Origin of the sequence: Phytohabitans flavus, from assembly GCF_011764545.1 — a bacterium.
Classification (GTDB): domain Bacteria; phylum Actinomycetota; class Actinomycetes; order Mycobacteriales; family Micromonosporaceae; genus Phytohabitans; species Phytohabitans flavus.
In genome coordinates, this window is sequence record NZ_AP022870.1 from 5,459,400 (window position 1) to 5,485,290 (window position 25,891).

Genomic DNA, 25,891 nt, shown 5'->3' on the forward strand with positions numbered 1-25,891 from the left:
CGAAACTGATGCTTGGGCCACGCCGTCCGTGCCGGTGTTGCCTGGGGCGGTGCGGAGTTCGACTGTTCGTTGATTCAGGGGCGAGGCGAGCAGATCGTTGGGGTAGGTGCGGAGTTCGTCGCTGATACTCGTCGCGGGGACCGGGGATCCTTGATCCCTACTCCGTGGCCGGTGGCGGTGATCTCGTGCCAGCCGATCCGGTTCGGTTGGTAGCTGTCCCGCAGGGTTACGGTCGCCGGCCGGCGCAGGTCGGCGACGGCGGTGAGCTGGCATTCGGTTCTACCGGTTTGGAGGTTCGCCGCGCCGGGTCGGTAGGTGAAGTCAGCGCTGGTGACCTGCCATGGGAACGCTTTTCCACCGATGTCGATCCGCAGGTTGTCCGCGAACTGCTGGCAGGTGGTGATGGCGTGGTGGGCCCGCTCGGCGGGGCTGACCGTGCCGTCGCCATCTCCGTCGAGCGTGGCACGACGCTGGAGGGTGGGTATCTCGGCGTCGTCCAGGACGGCGGTGTCGTCGATGCGGTCCGGGTGCAGGCGCAGGCCGTGGTAGTGGTTGACGGTGAAGTTGCCCAACGGGTGCGCGCTGGCCGGCGAGATCGGGGCGACGACGACCGCCACGGCGGCGAGCGCGACGAGTGCGCAGCGTCGCGGCCAGCTCATGCCGGGCCGCCGAGCGCGTCCAGGACGATACGCGCGATCGGCGCCTGGAGGACGTCGAAGTGCGGGTTGATCGCCAGTGCGGTGCTCAGATCCCGGCGGGCCTGGGCGCGGTGGCCGAGCGTCTCGTGGATCACCCCGCGGTGGTAGTAGAACGTCGCGTTGCGCCAGCCGAGGCTGGTGGCCGTCGTCGCGTACTCCAGCGCCTCGGTGTCGCGGCCGTTGCGATGCAGCGCCCAGGCCAGCGCGTCGGCGGCGAGCACGCTGCGGCGGGCCTCCCACTCGGCCTGTGCATGGGTGAGCGCCTCGGCGGGCTGACCGTGGTCGGCGAGGAAGGTCGCCGTGGTGAGGTGGTCGACGGCACCGTTGCCGGTGAGGAGTTCCCGCGCCGCGTCGACGAGCTCGTACTGCTCTTTCGCCTTGTCCGGCTGCCCGGCCGCGGTCAGCGCGTCGCCGTACTCGGCAAGGATCTCGGGTAGCGGCAACACCCGCGTGACGCGGTCGTATCCGTCGAGAGCCTCGGCCGTCTGGCCGAGGGCGGCCTGTGCCTTGGCACGGCCGGCGTGCAGCAGGCGGTACTCCGGGTCGGTCGCGATCCCTTGCTCGTACTGGCTGAGCGCTTCGGCCGGGTCGCCGTTGTTGAAGGCGAGTTCGCCGAGGTAGTAGCGACAGAAGGCGATGTCGGCCGGGGAGACTGCGTCGGTGAGTGCGCGTTGCAAAGCGTCGCGGGCCTTGGCCACCTGACCGCGCTGTTCGAAGTCGTACGAGGCGCGGGTGAACGACGACACCCCGGGTTCGAGGTCCAGCATCCGCTGCAACGAGTTACGCGCCTGCTCGTACTCGCCGAGTTGGGTCAGGGCGTCGACCAGCACACCGTGGACGCTCCCGGCAGACGGGTTGACGCGTTCGGCCCGCCGACCCCAGTCGAGCGCGGCCTTGAAATCGTGGCGGGCGTTGGCCAAGGCGGCCATGCCGACCATGGCCTGCCAGTTCGTGGTGCTCTCCAGCTCGAGTGACCGCTTCAGCGAGCCATCGGCCTTCGGGTAGTAGGACGGGTCGGCGGTGATCCGTCCCTGCTGGACGTAGGCAGCCCCGAGCTGCGCCCAGGTCGACCAGTCCCTGGGCACCTCTTTGAGCCGCTGCTGCGCGGCTTCGATCGCCGATTCGAACGCCCGCCCACCCGCTTGCGGGCCGATGGGTACGGCCGGCCCGGGCTTGGCCCGTTCAGATCCGGAATCGTCGCGCCGGTCCCAGACGAGTGGTGTGCCGGCCACCAGCACGAGGCCGGCTAACACCAACACGACCGGCACACGCGTCCATCCCCGGGCGAAGGCGGCGACTCGCCGGGCGACCCGACTCTTCATGATCCATCTTTCGAGAGCATGGCGTAGGCGACGAGGTTGCCGCGGTAGCTGCCCGCTCGACGGTCGAAGTCACCGGTGCAGGTGATCAACCGCAGCTCGGCCCGCTCTTTCGGGGCGTAGACCTCGTTGGCCGGGAAGGCGGTCTTCGCGTACTCGGCGACGCGGTAGACGGTGAAGCGGCGGACCACGTTGTCGATACCCCGGACCTCGATGGCACTGCCCGGCTTCAGCTCTCTCAGCCGGTAGAAGACGGCAGGGCCGTCTTCCGAGTCGACGTGTCCGGCGATGACCGACGGTGGGCCGCCACCTTCGCCGGGGTCGGGCCATTGGCGTACCAGCCGGCGACCTGATAGTCCGACGGGACGGTGAGAGTCCCGTCCGGGTTGCGGTTGAGATCCACCAGGGGCGTCCGGACGCCGATCGACGCGATGGTGAGCTCGGCGGGCGGTGCGTTTTCCGCCGGCAGCCCCACGACCTTCGGCTTACCTGAGGCGGCGGCGTACACCGGTGGCGCGACGCGCGGCGCCGGTGGGGATGCTGGTGCGCCCGTGTAGACGATGGCGAGTGCCATTCCGGCGGTCACGAACGCCACGGCGGACGCCAGCCGCCAGCCGATGCGATTCATCGCCGTCTCCTTCCGGCCCGGGGTGCGGCGCGACCAGCTCGTCGCGCCGCACCCGCGAGGTTCACTTACCGCTGACCGCCGTGGTGCTCAGACCGGTCCGCCGGCGACGCCGGGCGAGGACTAGCCCGGCACCGAGGAACGCGATGGCGCCAAGCCCGCTGGCGAGCCGTACCCAACCGGTCGCCGTGGGGCCGTGCCGCCGGCACCGCCGGGGACGCCGCCGGACGGCATGCCGACGTCGATCTGGTTCACCGCGACATTGCTCGGCAGCGCGAGGTACGGGAACGTCTTCCCGAACGGCACGTTGTTCGTGTTGACCTTGTCGCCCGCGGCCAGCGCCGGCACCAGGGCACCGGTCTGGGCCGCGCCCTCGAACGCCTGCAACTCGATGTCGAGCACGTCGTCGGCGAGCCGGCGCCCGTTCGGGAAGCCCTGGTTGTCACCGGCCAGTACGCCGAGACGGTTCGGGTTGGTGGTCACCGGCACGCTCATGTTGAGCCGCAGCTCCTCCGCCGGCACGAAGTTCTTCGGGTCGACATCGCCGTTGAGGATCTGCGAGTTCAGATCGGCCTGGATCGGCGGCGTCGAGCCGTCCAGCGTCGGCGCGTCCTTCGCGATGCCGGTCAGGAAGATCTCCACCAGGTCGTTGCGCGGGGTCGCCGGAGCCGGGATGTTGTAGAGCGTCTGGATCACCTGCGGCAGCTCCGGATTCAGCACCCGGTCCACCAGCGCCTGGTTCTTGGCGTCGTCGGCCGGCGTACTGGCGTTGAAGGCATCCTTTTGGTTTGCCGCCGGCACCAGCTCGTTTACCAACGGGTTGCCCAGACGGGACACCTGGACCTGCGCACCACTGGCCTCCGCATCCTTGACGTTCATGCTCGCCTTGGACGTCGCGCTCCAGATCCCGATCACCGGGTTCTTCGTCTCGTCCCCGTTCAGCGCCAGCGCCGATTTGGGCACCTGCAAGGCGATGGACTGCACGTTGTAGCCGGCAAGGGTGTCCTGACCACGCTCCGAGAGGTTGGCGCCGTAGATCAGATCAAAGACCCGCAGGTCCAGGAAGAACGGATCCTCGGCCTGGCCCACGTACGTCACCCCGCCGCCCTCGACGGGTGTGATCGCCTGGGTACGCAGGCGCCCATAGTTCGGTATTGAGGCCGGGCCCACGTTTGACGGGCCACGATCCCGTCCTCGACCAGCACCCGCTCGCTCTTACCGCTGATCGCGGTCAGGGTGTACCGCTGCTTGAACAGCAGCGTCGGGTCGGTCAGGTTATTGACCACCCCGTTGTTGTAGAGGAATGTTTTCCCGTCCCGCTGGTCGTCGTTGGTGAACACCCACCGGTACGTGATGTCCGCAACGGCGTCACCATTGTTGTCGATGTTGATGTCATAGTTCGCGTTCGTCTGGAAGAAGTAGAAGTTTGGCCCGCCATTCGGCTCCTGAAAAGGCAACCAGTTCGCGATCAACGTGACCGTGTCCTGCTTGTCCGGGCTGACGAACGCGTACACATCGGTGTTGTCGACCGTCGGATCCCCGCGATCAGTGGCGCCTCCCGGTGACTCGACGCATCGGCGACCTCCGTGACGAGACTTGCCCCACCGCCGCCGGCGACCACGGCGAGCGCTAAGGCCGCCGTACCACACACCAAGGGCCCATGCCCTGGCCTGCGTAACACTCTGCTCCGTGCCATATCCGACTTCCCCCGCAACAGCTTCAACCGATGAGGCAAAACACAGTCAGGGCCGATTCAAACCGGCATCATGACGTGAGCTGCGAGAAATCTCTGACGTTCCCCGATAGCGTGGAGGCCAGAGCCGCGGCAGGGCGGCCGCAGCGTCAGGCTCACACCCGCGAGCGGCGACCTCATCGTTATGGGCGGCCGCTGCCAGCGCGACTGGCGCCACGCGGTGCCGAAGCAGGCGACGCCCGCTGGCGCCCGAATCAGCGTCAACTTCTCCAGCCTCACCCAGGCAACCCGCGACTAGCGCGCCCGCTGTTCGCGTTCAGCGGGTCAGAGCGGCCGGGGCAACTCGTCGGCGAGCAGGTGGGTGGCGGCGAGCGCGCGCCAGGGCCGCCACGCCTGCGCGACCGCCACCGCGTCCGGGCCCAGGGCCGCCACCAGCGCCGGGTCGCCAGCCGGAAACGCGTCCCGCTCCCCAAGCCGCATCGCGAGGTGGTGGGCGGCCGCGTCGCCGATACCCGGGATGGCGGTCAGCGACGCGACGAGGCCGGCCAGGTCGTCGGTGCCGTCCAGGCGGATCTCGCCGGCGCCGACCGCCGCGGCGAAGCGGCGGACCGGGTCGGGCACACCGGCGGCCGACGCGACGACCTCGGCGGCGGGAAACACGCGGTCCAGGCCACCGTCGAGGCCGGGCACCACCGGCCCGTGGTCCCGCGCCAGCCGGCCGAGCAGCTCGCGCGCCCCGGCGGTGTCGTGGTGCTGGCGGGCGATCGCCGCGACGCCCGCCTCGAAGGGTCCCCACGCGCCGGGCACCCGCAGCCCCGGCCGCTCCTTGAGCAGCGGCCCGACGATCGGGTCGCCGGCCAGGTGGCCGGTGGCGGCGAAGTCGACATCGAGGCCGAGCATGCGCCGCACGCGTTCGACGACGTGGATAAGCCCCTCCCAGTAGGGCAGGTGGGCGCGGAGCAGCAGGTGGTCGTGGCCGCCCCGCCAGATCTCGAGCAGGCCCGGCCCGCCGTCGAGCGTGATGGTGCGGCGGTAGGTGCCGCCGTCGACGGCCTCGACGCCCGGGATCGCCCCGCCGGCGAGGAACGCGAGCGTCGCGTCCCAGTCGTACGGCGGCTCTACCGGCAGCCGCAGCCCCAGCCCACCGTCGGCGGTCAGCCGGTCCGCGCGCCGCCGCCGCTCACGCAGGGCCTGGGGCGTGGCCCGGAAGACCTCGCGCATGGTGCGGTTGAACTGCCGCAGGCTCCCGAACCCCGACGCGAACGCCACGTCCGCCACCGTCAGGTCGGTGTCGTCCAGCATCCGCCGCGCGAAGTGCGCCCGCCGCGAACGGGCGAACTGGTCGGGCGTCACGCCGAGGTGCTCGTGGAACAGGCGCCGCAGGTGCCGGCTGGACATGCCGAGCCGCCGCCCGAGATCCGCCTCGGTGCCCTCGTCGAGCGCCCCGCCGATGATGAGCTGCACCGCGCGGCAGACCAGCTCGGGCGCGTCCCAGGGCAGCTCACCGGCGATGCGGTAGGGGCGGCAGCGCAAGCACGCGCGAAAGCCGGCCGCCTCCGCGGCGGCGGCCAGCTCGAACGTGCGGACGTTCTCCGCGCGCGGCCGCGCACCGCAGCCCGGCCGGCAGTAGATGCCGGTCGTGACCACGGCGGAGTACGTCGTCATGGCGCCATGCTCAGTGCGCGACCAGCAGCTCGTGGTCGATCTCCACGAACTCGACGATAAGCCCCGCGAACTCCCCCGCGATCAGCTCGCGGTAGGCAGCCGACGAGGTGTGCGCGTCGTACGCCGCCTGGTCCGCGAAGTGCTCGACGAAAAGCAGATAGTCCGGCTGCGTCGAGTCGCGGTACACCCGGAAGGAGAGGGTCCCCTCCTCGACCGCCGGCCCCTTCGGCGCGAACTCCCGCACCACCGCCTCCGCCTTCGCCTGCATGCCGTCCTTGAGCTTGATGGGAAACACCTTTGCCAGCACGGAATTTCTCCTCCTGATTGATGGTCGTTCTCGCAGGAGAGAGCTTTCCGGCCCCGACCCGCCGGGTCTGGCCATATCTGGACATCAGTGGTAGGCCAGCTCGCCGGCCTCGATGGGAGCGGTGAGCCGGCTCTCCTCCGGAGCGAGCGGACAAGCCCACCGGTCGTCGTACGCGCAGCTGGGGTTGTACGCATCACAAATGTTGAATGACTGCCCACAGCGTCGGCGAGGCCAGACGCTGGCGACGGGCCTCCGACCAGCTGGTTCGGTCACCCTTGGCACGCTTGTCGCGTCGGGCGATGGCGGGGGCCCTCGCACGGCACCCCGCCTCGGCGGGTCGAGCGGTAGCATAAAAGTATGACCGTCAAGCTCAGCATCAGCGTGCCCGACGACGTCGCCGCCTACCTACAAAGCCAGGGCAACGCGTCCGCCGCCATCGTCGATGCCGTGCGGCGCGTCCTGCCGCAGGCACGCCGCGAGCGGCAGCGGGCGGCAGCTCAAGCCTACGGAGAGTACATGCGCCGCCGGTCGGCACAGCAGGCCGAGGACGACCAGGCGATGATCGAACACAGCAACGACATCGCCCTACGCGACGCCCAGTGGTAAGGCGCGGGCAGGTCTGGACTCTCCTACGCGGCGGTAGTCAGCATCGCGTCCTGGTGGTCAGCAACGACGAGTACAACAGCGTCGAAGAACTCGCTATCTGGTCCCTGACCGTCGTTCGCGACGTACCGCACCCCAACCACCTGGTCGTCCGTCTCGATGCCGACGACCCGCTCACCGGCGCGTACGTCAGAATTCACAGTGTCGTGCAGATCCTGGACCGGACGGCGCTGCGCGACAACCACGGCTTCGTCTCGTACACGACCATGAACGCCGTCGAAGCAGCATTGCGCGAATTCCTCGAACTGCCGTAGCAAAGGTCACCCGGGCCTCACCAACGCGGAGCCAGCCATCAGTGATAAGTCAGCTCGCCGGCCTCGATGGGGGCGGTGAGCCGGTTCTCGTCCGGAGCGAGCGGACAAGCCCACCGGTCGTCATAAGCGCAGCTGGGGTTGTACGCGTAGTTGAAGTCGAGCCGCACCCGGTCGCCGGGCAGCAGCACCACTCCCCGCCCGAACGTCCCCTTCACCGTGTCCGCCAGGTAACGCCCAGCCCCGTACGTCATCGACCCGTACGTGCCGTCGCGGAACGGCAGGAAGATGCCACCCCCATACGCCTCGATCCAGAAGAGCGTCAGCGGGCCCCACGGCGTGATCGCGCGGGCCACCCGCCGGTACCGCATGACGCCGTCCGGGCCGCCGGTGTCGATCTCCAGCGTGCCCTCCGCCGCTTCGAGGGGCGCCTCGACCACCGCCGTCGGGTTCTCCGGGAAGTACCGGAGGCCGGCGAACGTGGCCCGCTCGCCCGGCGGGATCGGTGACTGTGTGTGTTCGGCGAACAACCGGTCGCGGGCGACGCGGAATTCGCCCAGGTCGAGCCCGGAGAGGTACATGCGCGCGACCTGCTCGCGCCAATCCGCCAGATCCAGAATTTCCACGCTCTCGAACCCTAACCGCCCATCCAACGTATTCACGGCGGATGAGGCACTACTTTGCCCCTACGGCCCCGGGGCCGCGCGAACGCCGGCAAGCCCAGCCTGGCGGCCGCCGCTGATACCGTTTCTCCGTGACGTTCCGGACACCCCGATGATCCACACGGTCGGGCTGGTGCTGCATCCACAGCGTGACAGCCGTGCGGCCATGTCGACCATCGGTGCCTGGGTGCGCGGGCATCAGGCTACGCTCCTCGGGCTGCCGGAGGAGGTGGCGCGGACCGAGGGTGCCACGGCGGTCGCGGCGGAAAAGCTCGCCGAGCATTCCGACCTCATCGTGAGCCTCGGCGGTGACGGCACGATGCTGCGCTCGATGCGCCTCGCTTCCGGCGGCCGCGCGCCGGTGCTCGGCGTCAACCTGGGGCGCCTCGGATTCCTCGCCGAGATCGACGTGCCGCAGCTCCCCGAGGCGCTGTCCGCGATCGACGACAAGCGGTTTACGGTCGAGGCCCGGTCCGCGGTGCGGTCCCGGTTCCACGAGCAGGAGGTGCTGGCCTTCAACGAGGTCGCGCTGGTGCGCCGCCCGGGTGGGCCGATGGCCGCGATCGAGCTGTTCGTCGAGGGGCACCCGTTCATCCACTACGTGGCCGACGCGCTGATCGTGGCGACGCCGACCGGCTCGACGGCGTACAGCTTCTCGGCCGGCGGCCCGATCGTCTCGCCGCTCGCCCAGGGGCTTGTGGTGACGCCGGTCGCGCCGCACTCGGCGTACAACAGGGCGCTCGTGCTGTCGGAGAGCGAAAAGGTGGCGCTGCGGGTGCTGCCGGCCAGCGGCGACTTGGAGGTCGAGTCGGACGGGGCGGTCGTCGGCCGTCTCTGCCCCGGCGACACCGTCGAGGTGTCCGCGGTGCCCGGCGCGGCGAAGGTGGTGCGCCTCGGGCACACGACGTTCTACCAGCGCGCCCAGCGCAAGCTCCGCCTGACGGGCTCGACCGAGGTCGACCGCTCCTGGTAGTTGGTTCAAATCTGAAATAGAGCTACCGTGGGGGCATGGCCGAGCCGCTCACCCCCACGGAGATGGTTGGCTGGCGGGCGTATATCGAGTCCAGCCAGCGGCTGATGACCCAGCTTGAAGAGGATCTGCGCGCCGACAGCGGGCTGACCTTCAACGACTACCACGTCCTGGTGCTGCTTTCCGAGGCGCCGGGCCAGCGCCTGCGGATGGGTGAGCTGGCCAGCCGGCTGGTGTTCTCGCCCAGCCGCTTGACGTACCAGATCGGCTCGATGGAAAAGCGCGGGCTGGTGGCCCGCGAGAGCTGCCCGGATGACCGCCGGGGCAGCGAGGCCGTGCTGACGGCCGAGGGCCTGCGCGCGCTGCGCGAGGCCGCGCCGCACCACCTTCGCTCGGTGCGCGCCAATTTCATGGACGACCTCGACGAGGCCGAGATCGCCGTCCTGACCCGCGTCTTCACCCGGCTCGGCGAGCGCCTGCGCGCCGAGCGGGTCGCTCAGTAAGGAGACCGAAATGCCCGCCATCACCGTCGACGACGTACTCGTCCTGCCCCGACTGCCCAAGCTGGATGCGGCCACGACCGAGTACCGCGCGGTCCGTCGCCTCATCACCGCGCCCAGTGGCTTCGAGGGCGAGGGCTTCCCGGTGCGCCGCGCCTTCGCCGGCGTGCCGCTGACCGAGCTCGACCCGTTCATCCACCTCGACCAGATGGGCGAGGTCGACTACGCGCCAGGCGAGCCGAAGGGCACGCCGTGGCACCCGCACCGCGGCTTCGAGACCGTCACGTACATCATCGACGGCATCTTCGACCACCAGGACTCCAACGGCGGCGGTGGCACGATCACCAACGGCGACACCCAGTGGATGACCGCGGGCAGCGGGATCCTGCACATCGAGGCGCCGCCGGAGCACCTGGTGGTGAGCGGTGGCCTCTTCCACGGCCTCCAGCTCTGGGTCAACCTGCCCCGCGCGAAGAAGATGAGCCCGCCCCGGTACCAGGACATCCGCGGCCGCGAGGCGAGCCTGCTCACCACGCCCGACGGCGGCGCGCTGATCAGGGTCATCGCCGGCGAGGTCGACGGCCACCAGGGACCGGGCACCACGCACACCCCGATCACGATCGCGCACGTCACGCTCCAGCCGGGCGCCGCGCTCGACCTGCCGTGGCGCAGCGACTACAACGCACTTGTGTACGTGCTGGGTGGCCGTGGCAAGGTCGGTACCGAGGGCCGCCCGGTCCACACGGGACAGTTGGCGGTGCACGGGCCGGGCGAGGCGCTGCGGGTGACCGCCGACGAGCGGCAGGACGCGCACACCCCGGCACTGGACCTGTACATCATGGGCGGTGAGCCGATCCGCGAGCCGGTGGCCCACTACGGCCCGTTCGTGATGAACACCCGCGAGGAGCTTGTGCGGGCGTTCGAGGACTACCAGGCGGGCCGGCTGGGGGTCATCCCCGCGAAGCGGGTCCCGCACTCGGGTGGCGAGGAACCGCCCGTTTCTTAGGGGTTCCTCGCCTGAAGCGTCACAGGGACACGAGGTACATACCGGCGACGCCGAGCAGGACCATCAGCAGCATGGTCAGCAGCAGGCCGCGGCCGGTATCGACAGGCGCCTTGGCCTGGTCGGTGGTGATGGACTCGGTGGTCACTGTGGCCTCCTGGGGGTCTCGCTCGGGTCACATTGACGTTATGGCGGCACCCGTACCTGGGTAATCACGGTTTCGTGCCGCCGACGAACGCGGTCCCCTCATACCCACTGCGCCGGAAGGAAACACCACCCCGCGGGTCAGGGAGCCAGGCGCCAGTCGTCGGGTACCCAGATCGGGTTGGCCGGCTCGCCGTCCAGAGTCATCGGCGTGCGCCAGGCGGGTACCGCGGGTCGACCGCTCGCCACCCAGCGGTCGACAAGGCCGCTCGCGCGCTCGGCGTACATCTGCGCGTGCGGGCCGCTGCCGTCGACCGCGCCGTCCGGCCAGATCGTGGCGCCGCCGCCGGAGGTCTCGTCGAGCAGCGCGCAGCCGCCGTTTCCGGCGCTGTCGGGCGTCTGGGCGTACGAGGTGCGGGCGTCCCACGCACCCAGCGCGAACCACATGTCGTGGTAGCGGAAGACGTCCAGCGGCGGGTCGAAGCGGGTCGGGTGGCTCACCGCCGGCGGGGGCAAGGGGGCGCCGCCGAGCGGGTGCGCGCCCGGGTACACAGCGGAGAGCGGGCCGGCTGCGGACATAAAGCCAGCCGGGCAGACGCCCACGGCGTGCACCGTGCCGTCCGGACCGGGCGCGATGCGGAGCACCGGGTGGTGGCCGGCGTGGCGGATCGGCGCGAGCACGAAGCCGCCGGGCGCGAGCTGGTCGAGCCACAGGGGCGAGGTGCCGGCGACGCCGACGGTCACGATCACCCGGTCGTACGGGGCGCCGGCCGGCCAGCCCGCGTACCCGTCGCCGAGCTGAAGATCCACAGTGGCGGAAACGCGGGACAGGGCGGCGGCGGCCCGCTCGACCACGTCCGGCTGTACGTCCACTGTGGTCACTCGCGCGCCGGTGGTGGCCATGAGCGCGGCGTTGTACCCCGTACCCGCGCCCACCTCCAGCACCCGCGTGCCCGGCGTGAGGTCGAGCGCCTCGATCATCGCGGCCATCAGCGACGGCTGGCTGGACGAGCTTGTCGCGCGGCCGTCCACGACCTTGGTGACGAGGACGTCGTTGGTGTACACGGCGTCCAGGAAGTTGCCGGCGTCCGGGGCGACCCACGTACCGTCCCGGCCGTGGAAGCCGTCCGTTACGAACGCCTCCCTCGGCACCGTCGCGAACGCCTCCGCCACCTCGGGACGCGTGATGGCCCCCTCGCGCCACAGCGCATCGGCGAATCGCCGGCGCAGCTCGCTTGAGGAGGCCATCACACCACCGTAGAGGAGGAGGTCACCTATTAGGACAGGTCGAACTCCGGGTTGCCCTCCTCGGTCACCCACTTGCGGACCTTCTCGACGTCGCCGCCCGAGAACGCCAGGCTGAGCATCAGCAGCAGCCGTGCCTTCTGCGGCAGCAGGTCGTCACCGGCGATGATGGGCTGGGTCGTGCTGCCGCCGTACACCGAGCCGGAGCCGGTACGCGTCGTGCTCACGAAGACCACGCCCTTGGCCGCCGCCGCGGTGCGGGCAGCGCTCTGCGCGGACGAGAGGCCGCCGGCACCGGTACCGGCCGTGACGATGCCCTTGACGCCCGCGTCCGCGAACGCCGTGATCGCCTCGCCGCCGGCCTGCTGGTAGCCGGTCACCACCTCGACCCGGGGCAGCGCCTCGGGGCCGACCTTGGTGAGGTTGAACGGCGTGTACCACTTGCTCTTGTCGTCGCACTCCTGGATCCGGGCCGGGGCGCGGCCGACCTTGATGTTCGGGCCGTCGATCCAGCCGAGCACGCCGAACTCGCGGGTCTGGAAAGTGTCCATCCGGTACGAGCTCGTCTTCGTCACGTCACGGGCGGCGTGGAACTCGTCGCCGAGCATCAGGACCGTGCCGTAGCAGTACGTGGCCTGGCTGGCGGCCAGCACGATCGCGTTGTAGAGGTTGGCCGGGCCGTCCGCGCCGATCACCTTCGGGCCGTCCGGTGCGACCGCGGCCCACGGGCGCATCGCACCGGTGAGCACCACCGGCTTCTGGCTGCGCACCGAGAGGTCCAGCCAGTACGCGAACTCCTCCATCGTGTCGGTACCCGTGGTCACCACCACGCCGTCGGAGGACTTGAGCGCCTTCTCCACGGCCAGGGTCAGCGCGTGGAACTCGGGGATCGTGTACCCGCCGGAGCCCTTGTTGCCGAACTGCACGGTGGCGACGTCGGCGACCGCGCCGATCTCCGGCTGGAGGTAGCCGACCATGTCACCGATGGCGATCTGGCCGGAGCGGTAGTCCTGGAAGCTGCTGCGCGAGGTCGCGACCCCGGAGATGGTGCCGCCGGTGCCGATGACGGTCACCTTGGGCTTCTTGGTCTTCGCCAAGGCGACGGCCTGGGTGTACGCGACGCTTTCGATATTCGTCAGGGTTTCGACGCCGTCGACCTTGACGGACGTGGAGTCAGTTTCAGGAGCGGGGGCCGCCGACGGCTGGCCCAGCGCGGAGACGACCAGAGCCGCGGTGACCGCGGCCGATACGACGGGGAGCAGTAGGGCGCCGAGGCGCGAAAACGATCTCTTCGGCATGCGGGAGATCGTCAGGGCCACTCGTTTCAGTCACGTTGCCCCGACGTTGCGTGGCTTGATGATCTATACGAGAAACCGCATGATCAGCCACTTAACGGCTGCCACCAGGCGTCGACCACCGGCGGCGCGCCCACGTCGACCCGCTCGCCCGGCCGCGGGATGGCCACCCGCACGTCGAACGCCTTCGCCTCCCGCCACAGCCGCTCGACCGGCTCGCTCCACCCGTGGTACGAGAGCACGAACGTCGCCCAGTGCACCGGCAGCAGCAGCCCGGCGCGCAGGTCGACGTGCGCCTTGACCGCGTCCTCCGGCGTCATGTGGATGTCCGGCCAGGCCACGCTGTACGCGCCGATCTGGATGAGGCTGGCCTCGAACGGGCCGTACTGCTCGCCGATCGCCGCGTACCCCTCGAAGTAGCCGGAGTCACCGGTGTAGAAGACCTTCCGCCCAGCGACCTCGACCACCCACGAGCCCCACAGCGTACGGTCGCGGGCGATGCCCCGGCCGGAGAAGTGCCGCGCGGCGGTCGCGGTGAGCCGCAGGCCGGCGAGGTCGATGCCGTCGTCCCAGTCGAGCTCGACGATCCGCTGCCGAGGCACCCGCCAGCGGTCGAGGTGTGCGCCCACCCCGAGCGGTACCAGGAATGGCGCCTCCTGCGTGCGGACCAGCTCACGGACGGTGTGCAGGTCGAGGTGGTCGTAGTGGTCGTGCGAGATGACGATCGCGTCCACCTGCGGCAGCGCGCCGAGCGGTACCGGCGGCGGGTGCAGCCGGCGCGGCCCGGCGAACTGGAACGGCGAGGCCCGCTTGCTCCACACCGGATCGAAGAGCACCCGCCGCCCGTCCAGCTCGACGAGCGAGCTGGCATGCCCGTACCAGGTGAGATGCAGGCCCTCGGCGGGCGCCGCACCGGCCCTGACCAGCGGGACCGGTCCGGTGGGCCGGCGCACCTCCTTGCCGAAGAGCAACCTGCGCGCGGCCGTCCGCGCCGCGCCCGGCGGGAGCACGGTGGCCGCCACCGTGTTGTGGAAGCGCCCGTCCCGGTACAGCGGGGACGCACCCACCACGGCGGTGTCAGGGCGCCCCCGAGCGCGGCGGGACCAAACCTCATCGCCCAACCGTACGACGACCATGACCGTTTCTTCGTAAGGCTTCGGTAACCAGGGCCTGCGAGAATGGTCCGCGTGTATGACTTCGACGTGCTCGTGCTGGGCTCCGGCCCCGGCGGGCAGAAGGCCGCGATCGCCGCCGCCAAGCTCGGCCGCCGGGTCGCCGTGATCGAGCGACGTCACATGATGGGCGGGGTGTGCATCAACACCGGCACCATCCCGTCGAAGACGCTGCGTGAGGCCGTGCTCTACCTGACGGGGCTCAACCAGCGGGAGATGTACGGGCAGAGCTACCGACTCAAGGACGACATCACCGTCGACGACCTCACCGCGCGCACGCAGCACGTGATCGGGCGGGAAATCGACGTCATCCGCAGCCAGCTCGCCCGCAACCGCATCCGCCTCCTGACCGGCACCGGCACCTTCGCCGACCCGCACACGCTGCGCATCGTCGACGACACCGGCCGCGAGTCCACGGCGACCGCGGAGAAGATCGTGGTGGCCGCCGGCACCCGCCCGGCGCGCCCGGCGTCGGTGCAGTTCGACGACCGCACGATTATCGACTCCGACGGCATCCTCAACCTGGAGCACGTCCCCCAGTCGCTGGTCGTGGTCGGCGCGGGCGTGATCGGCATCGAGTACGCGTCGATGTTCGCCGCGCTGGGCTCCAAGGTGACCGTTGTGGAGCGGCGCGACCGGATGCTGGAGTTCTGCGACCTGGAGATCATCGAGGCGCTCAAGTACCACCTGCGCGACCTCGCGGTGACGTTCCGCTTCAGCGAGACGGTCGCCTCGGTCGAGCACCACGCCAACGGCGCGCTCGCGGTTCTGGAGAGCGGCAAGCGGATCGCCGCCGACGTGCTCATGTACTCGGCGGGCCGCCAGGGCATGGCCGACCAGCTCAACCTCGAGGCGGCCGGGCTGACCGCGGACAACCGCGGCCGGATCAAGGTGGACGAAAACTTCCGCACCGAGGTGCCGCACATCTACGCGGTCGGCGACGTGATCGGCTTCCCGGCGCTCGCGTCGACATCGATGGAGCAGGGCCGCCTGGCCGCCCACCACGCCTGCGACGAGCCGGTGCGCGCGATGCACCAGCTCCAGCCGATCGGCATCTACACGATCCCCGAGATCAGCTTCGTCGGCCGCACCGAGGACGAGCTGACCGAAAACCGGGTGCCCTTCGAGACCGGCGTGTCCCGCTACCGCGAGCTGGCCCGCGGCCAGATCATCGGCGACTCGTACGGCATGCTCAAGCTGCTCGTCTCCCCCGACGACCGCACGCTGCTCGGCGTGCACGTCTTCGGCACCGGGGCCACCGAGATCATCCACATCGGACAGGCCGTGATGGGCTGCAAGGGCACGATCGACTATCTGGTCGACACGGTCTTCAACTACCCGACGCTGGCCGAGTCGTACAAGGTGGCCGCCCTGGACGCGATGAACAAGATGCGCAGCATCGACCGCATGCGCGCATAGACAATCCTTTCCAGACCAAAGATTTTTGAGCTACCGCCACCTCTGTCGTGGTCTGGATTCATTGCCACTGAGCCTAGTTTGATCTAGAGGCTATATTCCAAGGCAGATCTGGATTCCAAGGCAGATCTGGGCTGCCGCGATGTCCGTCGGGGTCCGGACCGCTGCTCCCGCGGCCTCACCCTCCGCGCTTCACAACCAACCCGACCCGCACGCCACCGGCGGGCGACATCCGGGCCAGGCCGCAGACGGACCAGCGGCAAGAGGTGAGCGCGCCAACGATGGGCGGGCCCCGGCGCTTGGCCGCTGCTTGGGTTGTGTCCCGCCGCCTCGCCTTCCGCGGCGACAAGCCCATCCCCCATGGGCTGGCAGGCAACGCTCCGCCACGCATCGGCCCGGTCCACGCGATCTCGATCACCTGCCGCCGGCCTTCCGGCCGGGTTGGCAGCAAAATCCCTGATTTTGCTGTGACAGGCGGCCTTGGAAGCAACAAAATCAGGGATTTTGTCAGGATCTTGACCAGTGATGCCGCCGCGTGAGATCTAGGGGAGTTAGGGTTGGTATGACGCGCTAGCTCCCCCTAGATCTCGACAGACCTGGACCTCGAAGCCGAGGTGCGGCGGGATGTCGATCTTGATTCTGGCGGCGATCTCATTGCGGCTGGTGCCCAATACCTGAGCGATGAGCCGTTCGGGACGGACCGGCATGGGAGGCGCGTGGAGTGCCCAGCATCCGTCCCAATCAAGCGCGAACCGGTTGTGCCGGGCGATCGACGGGGTCGGGAAGGGTATCCACGGCCGCGCCAGCTGGGTTGGGTTGTGGACCGCGGAGGGTGAGGCAGCGGGAGCAGCGGTCCGGACCCAATGCCACTCACCTTAGTTTGATCTTGGTGGGTGGGTGTGTCGGTGTGGGTTGGTGGTGTTGGTGTGGGTGATGATCGCTGGTTGTGTTTGGGGCTGGTGGGCGGTTGACGGACTGGGTCTCGGTGGGGGTGTTGGCCGGGTCGGTGCCGCGGGATGTGGTCGATGCGGCGGTGGCGGTGTATGGCCGGGAGTCGAAGCGGTCGGATGGGAAGTTGCCGGCGCATGTGATGGTGTACTTCGCGATGGCGTTGGCGTTGTTCGCTGAGGATGACTATGAGGGGGTGCTCGCGCGGCTGGCTGAGCCGTTGATGGCGTGGGGGTGTTGGGATGCGAGTTGGTCGATGCCGGGTTCGGCGGGGATTACGCAGGCCCGGCAGCGGTTGGGGGCCGAGCCGGTGCGGGAGGTGTTCGAGCGGGTGGCTCGGCCGGTGTGTGGGGTGTTGACCCGGGGTGCGTGGCTGGCTGGGCGGCGGTTGGTGTCGGTCGATGGAAGTGAGCTTGATGTGCCGGATAGTCCGGCCAACGCGGAGTTCTTCGGCTATGCCGGCGGGGCTACGAGACGTTCGGCGTTTCCCAAGGCCAGGTTGGTCACGTTGGTCGAGACCGGTTCGCGGGCGCCGATCGGTGCGGTGATCGGGCCGGTCGTGGGTAAAGGGCAGGGGGAGCAGAGCCTGGCCCGTGGGTTGTATCCGTTGCTGGAGCCGGGCATGCTGCTGTTGGCCGATCGTAACTTCTACGGCTGGCGCGACTGGTGTGCGGCTACCGATACCGGCGCGGACGTGTTGTGGCGGGCCGGTGGCGCTGGCGGCGCGATCGCCCTACCCGTCGTGCAAGATCTGCCCGACGGCTCGTATCTGACCGTGGTGTATGCCTCCCGGACGCGTCCAAGCGAACGTGACCGGATCCTCGCGCTGGCCCGTGACCCGGCCACCCGGGCCGACATCGACCCGCACCGCGCCCGCATCGCCCGGGTCGTGTCCTATCAGGTCACCGACCGCGCGGACAACGACGAACCGATCAGCCTGCTCACCAGCATCCTGGACCCGGCCGACGCCCCGGCCGCCGTGCTGGCCGAGGCATACCACCAACGGTGGGACCACGAAACCAGCAACGGCCAACTCAAAACCCACCTGCGCGGCCCCGGACGGGTCCTACGCTCGAAAAGCCCGGCCATGGTGACCCAAGAAATCTACGGCTACCTGCTGACCCACTACGCGATCAGCGCCCTGATCTGCCAGGCCGCCACCGAAGCCGACATCGATCCCGACCAGGTCAAATTCCACCGCACCGTGCGTATCCTGCGCCGTCGGGTCCAAGACCCGACGGCATTTTCCCCCTGACCACCGCCACCACCTCATCGCCGCCATCGGCGCCGACATCACCCACCACCGACACCTCAACCAACACCGCCACCGCAGCTACCCCCGCGTCGTCAAACGCATGCGCCACAACAGCTACCGAGTCAAACAACCCCACGACACCGGCACCCGCCACACCAACCCACCCACCACCAAGATCAAACTAAGGTGAGTGGCATTGGGTCCGGACCACCGCGGACATCGCGGTAGCTCAAATCTTTTGTGTTGAAATTTGCCTAGGCGATCGCTGGCGGCAGCGGGCGGTGGTGGACGATGTCGAGGCGAGAGACTGCCCTCGTCAGGGCTACGTAGAGCAGGCGTGGCGGGAGGTCGGCGGGCTCGACGAGCACGACGTGGTCGAACTCTAGGCCCTTCGCCATCGCCGGGTGCAGCACCGTCACGCGGTCGGCGGTCAGTGCGAAGGGCTCGCGTGTGATGACGCCGATCGAGCCCTCGTGCCCTAGTGCCTCGCGCACCGCCTCGGCCGTCGCCGCCGCCAGGTCGTCTGCACGGCGGACGTGTAGCGACCCCTCGCCGCGGACCGCACGGGTCGGCGGCACGTCCACGTCGAGTGTGGCGAGCAGCCGGTTGGCCAGCGCCAGCACGGCAGCCGGCACCCGGAAGCCGGCGGTCAGCGCCACCACCCGCGCCTTTGGCTTGCCGAGGTGGGTCAGCTGCTCGTACCAGCTCGTCGCCGCCCACGGTGTGGTGCCCTGGGCGAGGTCGCCGAGCACGGTCAGCGAGCCGTGCACGCTGCGCCTGGCCAGCGCGCGGCACTCCATCGGGGACAGGTCCTGCGCCTCGTCGACGATGATGTGCCCGTACGACTCGGGGTGGTCGATCAGCCCGGCGACCTCGTCGACCAGCACAAGGTCCGCGGCCGACCACCGCGCCCGGCGCCGGACGATCGCCTCCTGCTCCGCCGGCGTCAGGATCCCGTCGGCGGCCGCGGACGGGTCGCGGAGCAGCTCGGCCACCACGTCCGCCGGGCGCACCGCGGGCCACACCTGGTCGAGGAAGTCGCGTACCGGGCGGGAGCGGCCCATCCGCTGGATCCAGGCGGCGCCCGGGGCATACCCGCGCGCCTCGGCCTGGCGCTGGAGGAGCCCGACCACGCGGGAGCGGAGGCGTTCGCGGCCGATGCCGTACGGCAGCGACTCCTGCCAGACCTGCCCGATGAGTCGGCCCAGCGCCGCTTCCGGGATCCGCCACCGGGCCGAGTTCTCGGCGACCGTGAGTGGGCCGGAGGGCTCGCCGAGCCGGGCGTACAAGGCGCGGCTGAGCACCGAAGCCATCCGCGCGTCGTGCTTCACGGCCGCCGCCGCGTCGCTGTCGGTACCGGTGACCCGGCGGCGGGCGAGCACCTGGTCGAGCGTGCGCTGCGCGATGTCGACCTCGCCGAGGGCCGGGAGGACGGCCGAGATGTACCGCAGGAACGCGGGGTTGGGGCCGATGACGAGCACGCCGTCCCGCTTGAGCCGGCGGCGGTGGGAGTAGAGCAGGTACGCCGCGCGGTGCAGCCCGACCGCAGTCTTGCCGGTGCCGGGCGCGCCCTGTACGCACACCGACTCGTCCAGGTCGGCGCGGACCAGGTCGTCCTGGTCGGGCTGGATCGTGGCGACGATGTCCCGCATCGGCCCGACGCGCGGCCGCTCGATCTCCTCGGCGACAAGGCGACTCGCGAGAAGGCGACTCGCGACAGGCCGGCTCGCGACAAGCTGACCGGCACCCAGGTCCTCGTCCTCGAAGCCGGTCAGGGTGCCGCCCTGCCACCCGTACCGCCGGCGCACCGCGACGCCCATCGGATCGCGGGCGCTGGCCCGGTAGAAGGTGCGGGAGACCGGCGCCCGCCAGTCGATGACCATCGGCTCGCCCGCCTCGTCGGTGATGTGCCGGCGGCCGATGTAGTAACACTGTCCACTGTGGTCACCGGCGGCCGGGCCCGTGCCGAACCGCAGGCGCCCGAAGTAGAGCGGCCCGTCCGGCTCCTCGGCAAGCTCCTTGGCGTAGCTCTTGAGCATCCGGCCGAGCATCTCCGCGGTGTACCGGTCACCGGCGACCTGCTCTCCGGTGGCGACGCGGTGCCGCGCGAGGTCGAGCATGCGGGCCAGCGCGGCCCGGGAGGCCGCGAGGTGCGCCCGCTCCTCTTCCAACGTCATGCCACTAGCTTAACTCAGTAAAGAATTTATCCGAGTGTAGTATCGCTGGCATGGCCGGCCTCCGCGAGCGCAAGAAGCAGCGCACCCACGACACGATCTCCGCGGCCGCGATCGCGCTGTTCCTGGACCGCGGCTACGACGCCGTGTCCGTGGCGGACGTGGCGGACGCGGCCGAGGTCTCCAAGCCGACCCTGTTCAAGTACTTTCCGACGAAGGAAGACCTGGTCCTGCACCGCATCGCGGACCATCAGGGCGAGGCGGCCCGCGTGGTGCGGGAGCGGCGGCCCGGCGAGAGCCCGCTCGCCGCGCTGCGCCGGCACTTCCTCGACGGCCTCGACCGGCGCGACCCGGTGACCGGCCTCAACGACCACGAGCGCGTGCTCGCGTACCACCGGATGGTCTTCTCGACGCCAAGCCTCGCGGCCCGGGTGGCCAGCTTCGCCGAGGCGGACGAGGTCGCGCTGGCCGAGGCGCTCGGCGGTGGCCTCACCGCGCGGGTGGCGGCCGGCGCCATCGTCGCGGCCCAGCGCATCCTGGCCCGGGACAACTGGCAACGCCTGATCGACGGTCAGCCGGCCGAAGAGGTCCACCCAGAGGCGGTGGCGGCGGCCGATCGCGCCTACGACCTACTGGAGTCGGGGCTCGGCCACCACTACCCCGGTGACCTCGCCGAGGGCTAGCTCCGGGCGGCCTGGGGCGGCGGGCACCCTCCCCGGATCACGACTTCGTCGCCGTCCTCCAGAAACGAGCTAGTCACGCCGGCGTGGCTCAGCTCCATCAGCGATCCCGCCTGGTCCGGCTCCGGGCCGCTGACCGTACCCGAGGCGAAGAGGTCGCCGGGGCGGATCGAGGCGCCGTTGACGGTCATGTGGGCGAGCATCTGCGCGGCGGTCCAGTACATCGCCGGGAAGGGCGGGCGGGACACCACCGTGCCGTTGAGCTCGACCTCCAGCGCGATGTCGAGCCCCCAGGGTGGCAGCGCCGCATCGTCCAGATAGGACGCGAGCGGTACGTTGCGCGGCGGGGGCGGCGTCCGGGCATTGTGGAAGGCGTCCAGCGGTACCACCCACGGCGAGACCGACGTGGCGAAGGACTTGCCGAGGAACGGGCCGAGCGGCACGTACTCCCATGCCTGGAGGTCGCGCGCGGACCAGTCGTTGACAAGACAGACGCCGAAGACGTGCTCGGCCGCGTCCGCGAGGGCCACCGGCTCACCGAGGCGGGTACCGGCGCCGAGCACGAAGCCCACCTCGGCCTCGATGTCCAGCCGCAGGCTCGGGCCCACCTCGACGCCGTCGCCGACCCGGCGCTGCCCGTGCGGGCGGGCGATCGGGGTACCCGAGACGACCACCGTGCCGGACCGCCCGTGGTACCCGATCGGCAGGTGCTTCCAGTTTTCCGGCAGCGGCGGCGAGTTGGGGCGGAAGATGCGGCCGATCGCCGAGGCGTGGTGCTCGGAGGCGTAGAAGTCGACGTAGTCACCGAGGCTGAACGGCAGGTGCGTCCGGCCGATCGGCGCCAGCAGCGGCTCGACGACGGGCCTGACTGATTCGTCAGTGAGCCAGGAGCGCAGCGCCACCCGGAGCCGGCGCCAGGTCGTGGCCGGCTCGGCCAGCAGCGGGTTGAGCACCGGCTCGGACACCAGCGGCGCCAGCTCAGGCAGCAGCCGCTCGCAGGCCCTGGCCAGGTCGAGCGCCACGTCGCCGATCCGCACCACCAGCCGCGATGCGCCGTCCCCTGTGGATACCGCGCCGTACGGCAGGTTGTGCACACCATACGGGTGCCCGGCATCGACACCGGGCACCCAGGTCACGAGGCTCACAGGACAGACACTAGAGGTTGCCCCGCCGCTGCTGCTCGCGTTCGATGGCTTCGAAGAGCGCCTTGAAGTTGCCCTTGCCGAAGCCGAGCGACCCATGCCGCTCGATGAACTCGAAGAACACCGTGGGCCGGTCCCCGATCGGCTTCGTGAAGATTTGCAGCAGGTAGCCGTCCTCGTCCCGGTCGACCAGGATCTTCCGCTTCTGTAGCTCCTCGACCGGTACCCGCACATTGCCGATGCGGGCGCGCAGCTCGGGGTCCTCGTAATAGGAGTCCGGCGTGTCGAGGAACTCCACACCGGCCGCCCGCAGCCTGTCCACCGTGGACAGGATGTCGTTGGTGGCGAGCGCGAGGTGCTGCGCGCCAGGCCCGCGGTAGAACTCCAGGAACTCGTCGATCTGGCTCTTCCGTTTGCCCACGGCCGGCTCGTTGAGCGGGAACTTCACCCGGTGGTTGCCGTTGGCGACCACTTTGGACATCAGCGCCGAGTAGTCCGTGGCGATGTCGTCGCCGATGAACTCGGCCATGTTCGTAAAGCCCATGACCCGGTTGTAGAAGGCGACCCACTCGTCCATGTGGCCCAGCTCGACGTTGCCGACCACGTGGTCGAGCGCCTGGAAGAGGCGAGGGCGCTTGGGGAGCGTGGAGGCGCGGGCGACGTACCCGGGCAGGTAGGGGCCGTGGTAGCGGGAACGGTCGACGAGCGTGTGGCGGGTGTCGCCGTACGCCGCGATCGCCGCCAGCCGCACCGTGCCGTGCTCGTCGGTCAGCTCGTGCGGCTCTTCGAGGATCCGCGCGCCCTGCGCCCGTGCGTGCGCCACGCAGGCGTCCACGTCGGGCACCTCGAGCGCGATGTCGCTCACCCCGTCGCCGTGCCGGTCGTGCAGCGCCACGAGCGGGCTCTGCGGGTCGACCGCGCCGGCGAGCACGAACCGCACGGCGCCGCTGCGCAGCACGTACGCGCAGTGGTCGCGGTTGCCCGTCTCGGGGCCGGAGTAGGCGACCAGCTCCATCCCGAAGGCAAGCTGGTAGAAGCGGGCGGCCTGGGTCGCGTTGCCGACCACCCACACGATCGCGTCCCAGCCGATCACCGGGAACGGGTCGGCCTGCTCGTCGTACTCCACCAGCCCCACGAGTTGCTTGAGCTGCTCGAGGCTCAGATCCGCGAGCCGCTCGTCATCGGTCAGGACGTGTTCGACGGTCATGCCCACCATCTGAACGCTTCCTCAGGCGCTATGCAACTGGCGTACCGTGAGCTAGTCATGTTGAGCAATTGGCACAGGGATTCTCGCAAAGAGCTAGGCGGATTGACTAGATGGATCTTGACGCACTCGACGTGGCCCTGCTGCGGCTGCTGACCGAGCACCCGCGGATCGGCGTGCTGGAGCTGTCCCGCCTCGCCGGGGTCGCCCGCGCCACCGTCAGCGCTCGGATGGAGCGGCTGCGCACCTCGGGCGTCGTAACGGGGTACGGGCCGCAGGTCGACCTCGCCGCGGCCGGCTATCCGGTGCAGGCGTACGTGACGCTGGAGATCGCGCAGGGGCGGCTGGACGAGGTTACCGAGCACCTCGTGGCGCTCCCGGGGGTGCTGGAGGCGTACGCGACGACCGGCACGGGCGACGTGCTCTGCCGGCTCGCCGCCCGCTCCAACGACGATCTCCAACAAATCCTGCTCGAACTCAACCGCTCGGCCGGTATCCGCCGTTCCACAAGTGTGGTGGTCCTCTCGACAGTGGTCGCGCATCGCACGCTGCCGTTGCTCACTCACGGTCCGCAGCGGGGCGCACACCACGCGCCGTCGTACAAGAATCGCCCTGAGTTTCTGTAATGCGGTGGCTGCACCGCCGGTCTCCATTTACAAACGGTCGATGCTGTGAAGAGGGAGGCAGGCGGATGTCCCGTCCCGGTCGGGCCACACCGGACGCCGCGTTGGTCAACGCGGCGCAGCAGGGCGGTGCGCACGCGCTCGACGCGCTTGTCGCGGCCTCGCTCCCGCTGGTCTACAACATCGTCGGGCGCGCGCTCCGCGGCCACGCGGACGTCGACGACGTGGTCCAGGAGACGCTGGTACGGGTGGTGCGTTACCTGCCCGACCTGCGCGACCCGAGCGCCTACCGCCCCTGGCTGGTGGCGATCACGATCCGCCAGGTGCGCGACTGGGACCTGCACCGGCGTACCGCCCCGACGCGGGCGATGGCCGTCGAGGCGATACAGGAAGTGCCCGACCCCGGCCCCGACTTCGCCGACCTCACCATCGCCCGGCTCGGCCTGACCGACCAGCGGCGCGAGGTGGCCGAGGCGACCCGCTGGCTGGACGCCGACGACCAGGAGCTGATCGCGCTCTGGTGGCTGGAGGAGGCAGGCGAGCTGGAGCGCTCCGACCTCGCCGGCGCGCTCGGCCTCTCCCCCAACCACGCGGGCGTGCGGATCCACCGCATGAAGGAGCAGATCCAGACCGCCCGCACCGTCGTGCGCGCGCTCCGCGCCCGGCCCGGCTGCGCGGCCCTCCGCGCGGTCGCCGCCACGTGGAACGGCAAGCCCGACTCGCTCTGGCGCAAGCGGCTCGCCCGGCACGTGCGCGAGTGCGGCGTGTGCGCCCGTACCTCCGGTGACCTGGTCCCGATCGACCGCCTGCTCGCCGGCATCTCCATGCTGCCGGTGCCGGCGGCGCTCGCCGGCAAGATCGCCGGGCCCACCGCCCAGACCGTGGTGGTGGCCAAGGCGGGGGCGGCGACGGCCAAGGCAGGCATGGCGGCGAAGGCGGCGGCGGCCGCGGGTTCGAGCGGCTTCGCCATACCGATCACCGCGGCGGCCACCGTCGTCGTGCTGGTGACGGCGACCCTGATCGGGGTGAAGCTCAATCGTTCCCCCGAGCCCGAGCCGGCCGCGAATCCCCTGCCGGTGCTTGTCACACCCGCCAGCACCCCTTCCGCGACGCCGACTCCGCCAGCGCCGACCACCACGCCGCCGGCCTCGCCCACCGCGACCCCCAAGGCCCGTCCCACCACCAAGGCGCCCGCCCCTCCACCGGCCGCCACGTCGCCCAAGAAGGGCGTCGCGGTCTGGAACTTCAACGGCGTCAGCCAGGCGCTCGCCAACTCAAAGGCGAGTTGGTACTACACCTGGAACCCGCGACACGAGGGCGTCACCACGCCGAAGGGCGCGCAGTTCGTACCGATGATCTGGGGTACGAAGGACATGAACGACTCCGCGCTGGCGGCGGCGAAGGCGGCCGGGCCTTACCTGCTCACCTTCAACGAGCCGGACCTGGACGGCCAGGCCAAGATGACCGTGGAGCAGGCGCTCGAACATTGGCCCCGGCTCCAGGCGACGGGTAGCAAGCTGAGCAGCCCGGCGGTAGCGTTCGGCGGTAACGACCCGGGCAGCTGGCTCGACCGCTTCATGTCCGGCGCCAAGTCCCGCGGCTACCGGGTCGACTTCATAGCCTTGCACTGGTACGGCGGTGACTTCGTCACCCAGAACGCGGTCGACCAGCTCCGCCGCTACCTCCAGGCGGTGTACGACCGGTACAAGAAGCCGATCTGGCTGACCGAGTTCGCGCTCATCGACTTCTCCAGCGGCGGCCGCTTTCCGACCCAGGCTCAGCAGGCCGCGTTCATGACCGCGTCGGCCAAGATGCTCGGCGGCCTCTCCTTCGTGCAGCGGTACGCCTGGTTCGGCCTGCCCGCGACGGACAAGGACCAGAGCGGCCTCTTCAGCAGCGGCACCACACCCACAGCCGTAGGCCGCGCCTTCATCGCAGCCCGCTAACACGATGCGATGGCCTCGCCCACCTTTCAGGGGAGGCCATCGGTCATGCCTTCGGCGCCGGGGATTGACGCAAAGCAAACGACCTATTCCAAGACAGATTTGAGCTACCGCGATGCCCGCGGTGGTCCAGACCGCTGCTCCCGCGGCCTCACCCTCCGCGGTCCCCGACCCCCAGTGGTCAATGTCCCGGATATTGCCCACTGATCCGGGCTTTCCGGATCTTGAACGCTCGGATTAGCCTGCGGCGTCGTGGCCCGCCGCACACGACCTCGCCTTCTTGGGGTTTGTGAA

General features: G+C 70.0%; 24 protein-coding genes and 2 pseudogenes. 10 read left to right on the top strand and 16 right to left on the bottom strand.

What is annotated here, in order from left to right; translation table 11 throughout:
• Positions 1 to 74 precede the first annotated feature (74 nt).
• From Pflav_RS43875 to Pflav_RS48915, 8 genes and pseudogenes are all read right to left on the bottom strand, one after another.
• Complete coding sequence (locus tag Pflav_RS43875; RefSeq protein ID WP_197938716.1) at positions 75 to 659, bottom strand: hypothetical protein; 585 nt, start codon at positions 657 to 659, stop codon at positions 75 to 77.
• Positions 656 to 2,020 carry a tetratricopeptide repeat protein gene (locus Pflav_RS23780; protein ID WP_173038321.1) on the bottom strand — a complete coding sequence of 455 codons (1,365 nt, stop codon included), beginning with the start codon at positions 2,018 to 2,020 and terminating at the stop codon, positions 656 to 658. Before Pflav_RS23780 ends, Pflav_RS43875 begins: the two co-directional genes overlap by 4 nt.
• Positions 2,017 to 2,358, bottom strand: coding sequence for a sortase domain-containing protein (locus Pflav_RS23785; protein WP_173042603.1), 342 nt, complete (start codon positions 2,356 to 2,358; stop codon positions 2,017 to 2,019). The genes Pflav_RS23780 and Pflav_RS23785 overlap by 4 nt, the downstream gene beginning before the upstream one ends.
• Complete coding sequence (locus Pflav_RS23790) at positions 2,256 to 2,645, bottom strand: class F sortase (RefSeq protein WP_173038323.1); 390 nt, start codon at positions 2,643 to 2,645, stop codon at positions 2,256 to 2,258. Before Pflav_RS23790 ends, Pflav_RS23785 begins: the two co-directional genes overlap by 103 nt.
• A 120-nt stretch (positions 2,646 to 2,765) precedes the next feature.
• A pseudogene (locus Pflav_RS23795) lies at positions 2,766 to 4,291 on the bottom strand (DUF4331 domain-containing protein).
• A gap of 368 nt (positions 4,292 to 4,659) precedes the next feature.
• Positions 4,660 to 6,000 carry an AlkA N-terminal domain-containing protein gene (locus Pflav_RS23800; protein ID WP_173038325.1) on the bottom strand — a complete coding sequence of 447 codons (1,341 nt, stop codon included), beginning with the start codon at positions 5,998 to 6,000 and terminating at the stop codon, positions 4,660 to 4,662.
• Between the two features lie 10 nt (positions 6,001 to 6,010).
• Positions 6,011 to 6,307 carry a putative quinol monooxygenase gene (locus tag Pflav_RS23805; RefSeq protein ID WP_173038327.1) on the bottom strand — a complete coding sequence of 99 codons (297 nt, stop codon included), beginning with the start codon at positions 6,305 to 6,307 and terminating at the stop codon, positions 6,011 to 6,013.
• 84 nt (positions 6,308 to 6,391) lie between these two features.
• A complete protein-coding gene (locus tag Pflav_RS48915) occupies positions 6,392 to 6,658 on the bottom strand; it encodes a DUF1684 domain-containing protein (protein WP_173038329.1) in 267 nt (88 codons plus the stop codon).
• A 6-nt stretch (positions 6,659 to 6,664) separates the two neighbouring features.
• Here Pflav_RS48915 and Pflav_RS23815 point away from each other — a divergent pair, with 6 nt between their 5' ends.
• Together Pflav_RS23815 and Pflav_RS23820 are read left to right on the top strand one after the other, a co-directional pair.
• A complete protein-coding gene (locus tag Pflav_RS23815) occupies positions 6,665 to 6,913 on the top strand; it encodes a hypothetical protein (protein WP_173033947.1) in 249 nt (82 codons plus the stop codon).
• The gene (locus Pflav_RS23820) at positions 6,907 to 7,224 is read left to right on the top strand and encodes a type II toxin-antitoxin system PemK/MazF family toxin (protein WP_332107791.1); all 318 of its coding nucleotides are present in this window, start codon (positions 6,907 to 6,909) and stop codon (positions 7,222 to 7,224) included. Before Pflav_RS23815 ends, Pflav_RS23820 begins: the two co-directional genes overlap by 7 nt.
• 38 nt (positions 7,225 to 7,262) lie before the next feature.
• Here the strand turns inward: Pflav_RS23820 and Pflav_RS23825 are convergent, their stop codons facing one another.
• A complete protein-coding gene (locus tag Pflav_RS23825) occupies positions 7,263 to 7,847 on the bottom strand; it encodes a DUF1684 domain-containing protein (protein WP_173038333.1) in 585 nt (194 codons plus the stop codon).
• A gap of 148 nt (positions 7,848 to 7,995) precedes the next feature.
• Here Pflav_RS23825 and Pflav_RS23830 point away from each other — a divergent pair, with 148 nt between their 5' ends.
• The 3 genes from Pflav_RS23830 to Pflav_RS23840 are packed head-to-tail and all read left to right on the top strand — an operon-like array spanning position 7,996 to position 10,359.
• Entirely contained in the window at positions 7,996 to 8,856 is an 861-nt protein-coding gene (locus Pflav_RS23830) for an NAD(+)/NADH kinase (protein WP_173038334.1), read from the top strand.
• A gap of 35 nt (positions 8,857 to 8,891) precedes the next feature.
• Positions 8,892 to 9,356: a MarR family winged helix-turn-helix transcriptional regulator gene (locus tag Pflav_RS23835; RefSeq protein ID WP_173038336.1), complete on the top strand. Its 465-nt coding sequence runs from the start codon at positions 8,892 to 8,894 to the stop codon at positions 9,354 to 9,356.
• A gap of 10 nt (positions 9,357 to 9,366) precedes the next feature.
• Entirely contained in the window at positions 9,367 to 10,359 is a 993-nt protein-coding gene (locus tag Pflav_RS23840) for a pirin family protein (protein ID WP_173038338.1), read from the top strand.
• A gap of 19 nt (positions 10,360 to 10,378) precedes the next feature.
• On the opposite strand, the gene Pflav_RS47585 is transcribed toward Pflav_RS23840, so the two are convergent.
• From Pflav_RS47585 to Pflav_RS23855, 4 genes are all read right to left on the bottom strand, one after another.
• Positions 10,379 to 10,504 (bottom strand): hypothetical protein, encoded by a 126-nt coding sequence (locus tag Pflav_RS47585; RefSeq protein WP_269474533.1) that lies wholly within the window; start codon positions 10,502 to 10,504, stop codon positions 10,379 to 10,381.
• A 137-nt stretch (positions 10,505 to 10,641) separates the two neighbouring features.
• The gene (locus Pflav_RS23845; RefSeq protein ID WP_173038340.1) at positions 10,642 to 11,748 is read right to left on the bottom strand and encodes a protein-L-isoaspartate O-methyltransferase family protein; all 1,107 of its coding nucleotides are present in this window, start codon (positions 11,746 to 11,748) and stop codon (positions 10,642 to 10,644) included.
• Positions 11,749 to 11,777: 29 nt separating this feature from the next.
• Entirely contained in the window at positions 11,778 to 13,043 is a 1,266-nt protein-coding gene (locus Pflav_RS23850) for an asparaginase (protein WP_173038342.1), read from the bottom strand.
• An 83-nt stretch (positions 13,044 to 13,126) separates the two neighbouring features.
• The gene (locus tag Pflav_RS23855) at positions 13,127 to 14,107 is read right to left on the bottom strand and encodes an MBL fold metallo-hydrolase (RefSeq protein ID WP_332107792.1); all 981 of its coding nucleotides are present in this window, start codon (positions 14,105 to 14,107) and stop codon (positions 13,127 to 13,129) included.
• 120 nt (positions 14,108 to 14,227) lie between these two features.
• Here Pflav_RS23855 and sthA point away from each other — a divergent pair, with 120 nt between their 5' ends.
• Entirely contained in the window at positions 14,228 to 15,631 is a 1,404-nt protein-coding gene (gene sthA / locus Pflav_RS23860; protein ID WP_173038346.1) for a Si-specific NAD(P)(+) transhydrogenase, read from the top strand.
• Positions 15,632 to 16,568: 937 nt separating this feature from the next.
• Positions 16,569 to 17,831: an IS4 family transposase gene (locus tag Pflav_RS23865; protein WP_173042604.1), complete on the top strand. Its 1,263-nt coding sequence runs from the start codon at positions 16,569 to 16,571 to the stop codon at positions 17,829 to 17,831.
• Positions 17,832 to 18,085: 254 nt separating this feature from the next.
• Here the strand turns inward: Pflav_RS23865 and Pflav_RS23870 are convergent, their stop codons facing one another.
• Positions 18,086 to 20,008 (bottom strand): HelD family protein, encoded by a 1,923-nt coding sequence (locus Pflav_RS23870; RefSeq protein ID WP_173038348.1) that lies wholly within the window; start codon positions 20,006 to 20,008, stop codon positions 18,086 to 18,088.
• A 50-nt stretch (positions 20,009 to 20,058) separates the two neighbouring features.
• Between Pflav_RS23870 and Pflav_RS23875 the strand changes: the two genes are divergently transcribed.
• Positions 20,059 to 20,688: a TetR/AcrR family transcriptional regulator gene (locus Pflav_RS23875; protein WP_173038350.1), complete on the top strand. Its 630-nt coding sequence runs from the start codon at positions 20,059 to 20,061 to the stop codon at positions 20,686 to 20,688.
• Here the strand turns inward: Pflav_RS23875 and Pflav_RS23880 are convergent.
• Both Pflav_RS23880 and hppD read right to left on the bottom strand, forming a co-directional pair.
• Positions 20,635 to 21,821, bottom strand: a pseudogene (locus Pflav_RS23880) (fumarylacetoacetate hydrolase family protein). The gene Pflav_RS23875 and the pseudogene Pflav_RS23880 overlap by 54 nt on opposite strands.
• 19 nt (positions 21,822 to 21,840) lie before the next feature.
• Positions 21,841 to 23,034, bottom strand: a complete 1,194-nt coding sequence (hppD, locus tag Pflav_RS23885; RefSeq protein ID WP_173038354.1) for a 4-hydroxyphenylpyruvate dioxygenase — start codon at positions 23,032 to 23,034, stop codon at positions 21,841 to 21,843.
• Between the two features lie 110 nt (positions 23,035 to 23,144).
• Between hppD and Pflav_RS23890 the strand changes: the two genes are divergently transcribed.
• A complete protein-coding gene (locus Pflav_RS23890) occupies positions 23,145 to 23,657 on the top strand; it encodes an Lrp/AsnC family transcriptional regulator (protein WP_173038356.1) in 513 nt (170 codons plus the stop codon).
• Between the two features lie 65 nt (positions 23,658 to 23,722).
• Positions 23,723 to 25,600 carry a sigma-70 family RNA polymerase sigma factor gene (locus Pflav_RS23895; RefSeq protein WP_173038358.1) on the top strand — a complete coding sequence of 626 codons (1,878 nt, stop codon included), beginning with the start codon at positions 23,723 to 23,725 and terminating at the stop codon, positions 25,598 to 25,600.
• Positions 25,601 to 25,891: the final 291 nt, after the last annotated feature.

Coding starts and splice junctions, on each gene's coding strand:
- hppD (WP_173038354.1), bottom strand. CDS start 23,034: ATGACCGTCGAACACGTCCTGACCGATGACGAGCGGCTCGCGGATCTG.
- Pflav_RS23875 (WP_173038350.1), top strand. CDS start 20,059: ATGGCCGGCCTCCGCGAGCGCAAGAAGCAGCGCACCCACGACACGATC.
- Pflav_RS23840 (WP_173038338.1), top strand. CDS start 9,367: ATGCCCGCCATCACCGTCGACGACGTACTCGTCCTGCCCCGACTGCCC.
- Pflav_RS23800 (WP_173038325.1), bottom strand. CDS start 6,000: ATGACGACGTACTCCGCCGTGGTCACGACCGGCATCTACTGCCGGCCG.
- Pflav_RS23815 (WP_173033947.1), top strand. CDS start 6,665: ATGACCGTCAAGCTCAGCATCAGCGTGCCCGACGACGTCGCCGCCTAC.
- Pflav_RS23780 (WP_173038321.1), bottom strand. CDS start 2,020: ATGAAGAGTCGGGTCGCCCGGCGAGTCGCCGCCTTCGCCCGGGGATGG.
- Pflav_RS43875 (WP_197938716.1), bottom strand. CDS start 659: ATGAGCTGGCCGCGACGCTGCGCACTCGTCGCGCTCGCCGCCGTGGCG.
- Pflav_RS23845 (WP_173038340.1), bottom strand. CDS start 11,748: ATGGCCTCCTCAAGCGAGCTGCGCCGGCGATTCGCCGATGCGCTGTGG.
- Pflav_RS23870 (WP_173038348.1), bottom strand. CDS start 20,008: ATGACGTTGGAAGAGGAGCGGGCGCACCTCGCGGCCTCCCGGGCCGCG.
- Pflav_RS23835 (WP_173038336.1), top strand. CDS start 8,892: ATGGCCGAGCCGCTCACCCCCACGGAGATGGTTGGCTGGCGGGCGTAT.
- Pflav_RS23830 (WP_173038334.1), top strand. CDS start 7,996: ATGATCCACACGGTCGGGCTGGTGCTGCATCCACAGCGTGACAGCCGT.
- Pflav_RS23890 (WP_173038356.1), top strand. CDS start 23,145: ATGGATCTTGACGCACTCGACGTGGCCCTGCTGCGGCTGCTGACCGAG.
- Pflav_RS23790 (WP_173038323.1), bottom strand. CDS start 2,645: ATGAATCGCATCGGCTGGCGGCTGGCGTCCGCCGTGGCGTTCGTGACC.
- Pflav_RS48915 (WP_173038329.1), bottom strand. CDS start 6,658: ATGCTACCGCTCGACCCGCCGAGGCGGGGTGCCGTGCGAGGGCCCCCG.
- Pflav_RS23895 (WP_173038358.1), top strand. CDS start 23,723: ATGTCCCGTCCCGGTCGGGCCACACCGGACGCCGCGTTGGTCAACGCG.
- Pflav_RS23850 (WP_173038342.1), bottom strand. CDS start 13,043: ATGCCGAAGAGATCGTTTTCGCGCCTCGGCGCCCTACTGCTCCCCGTC.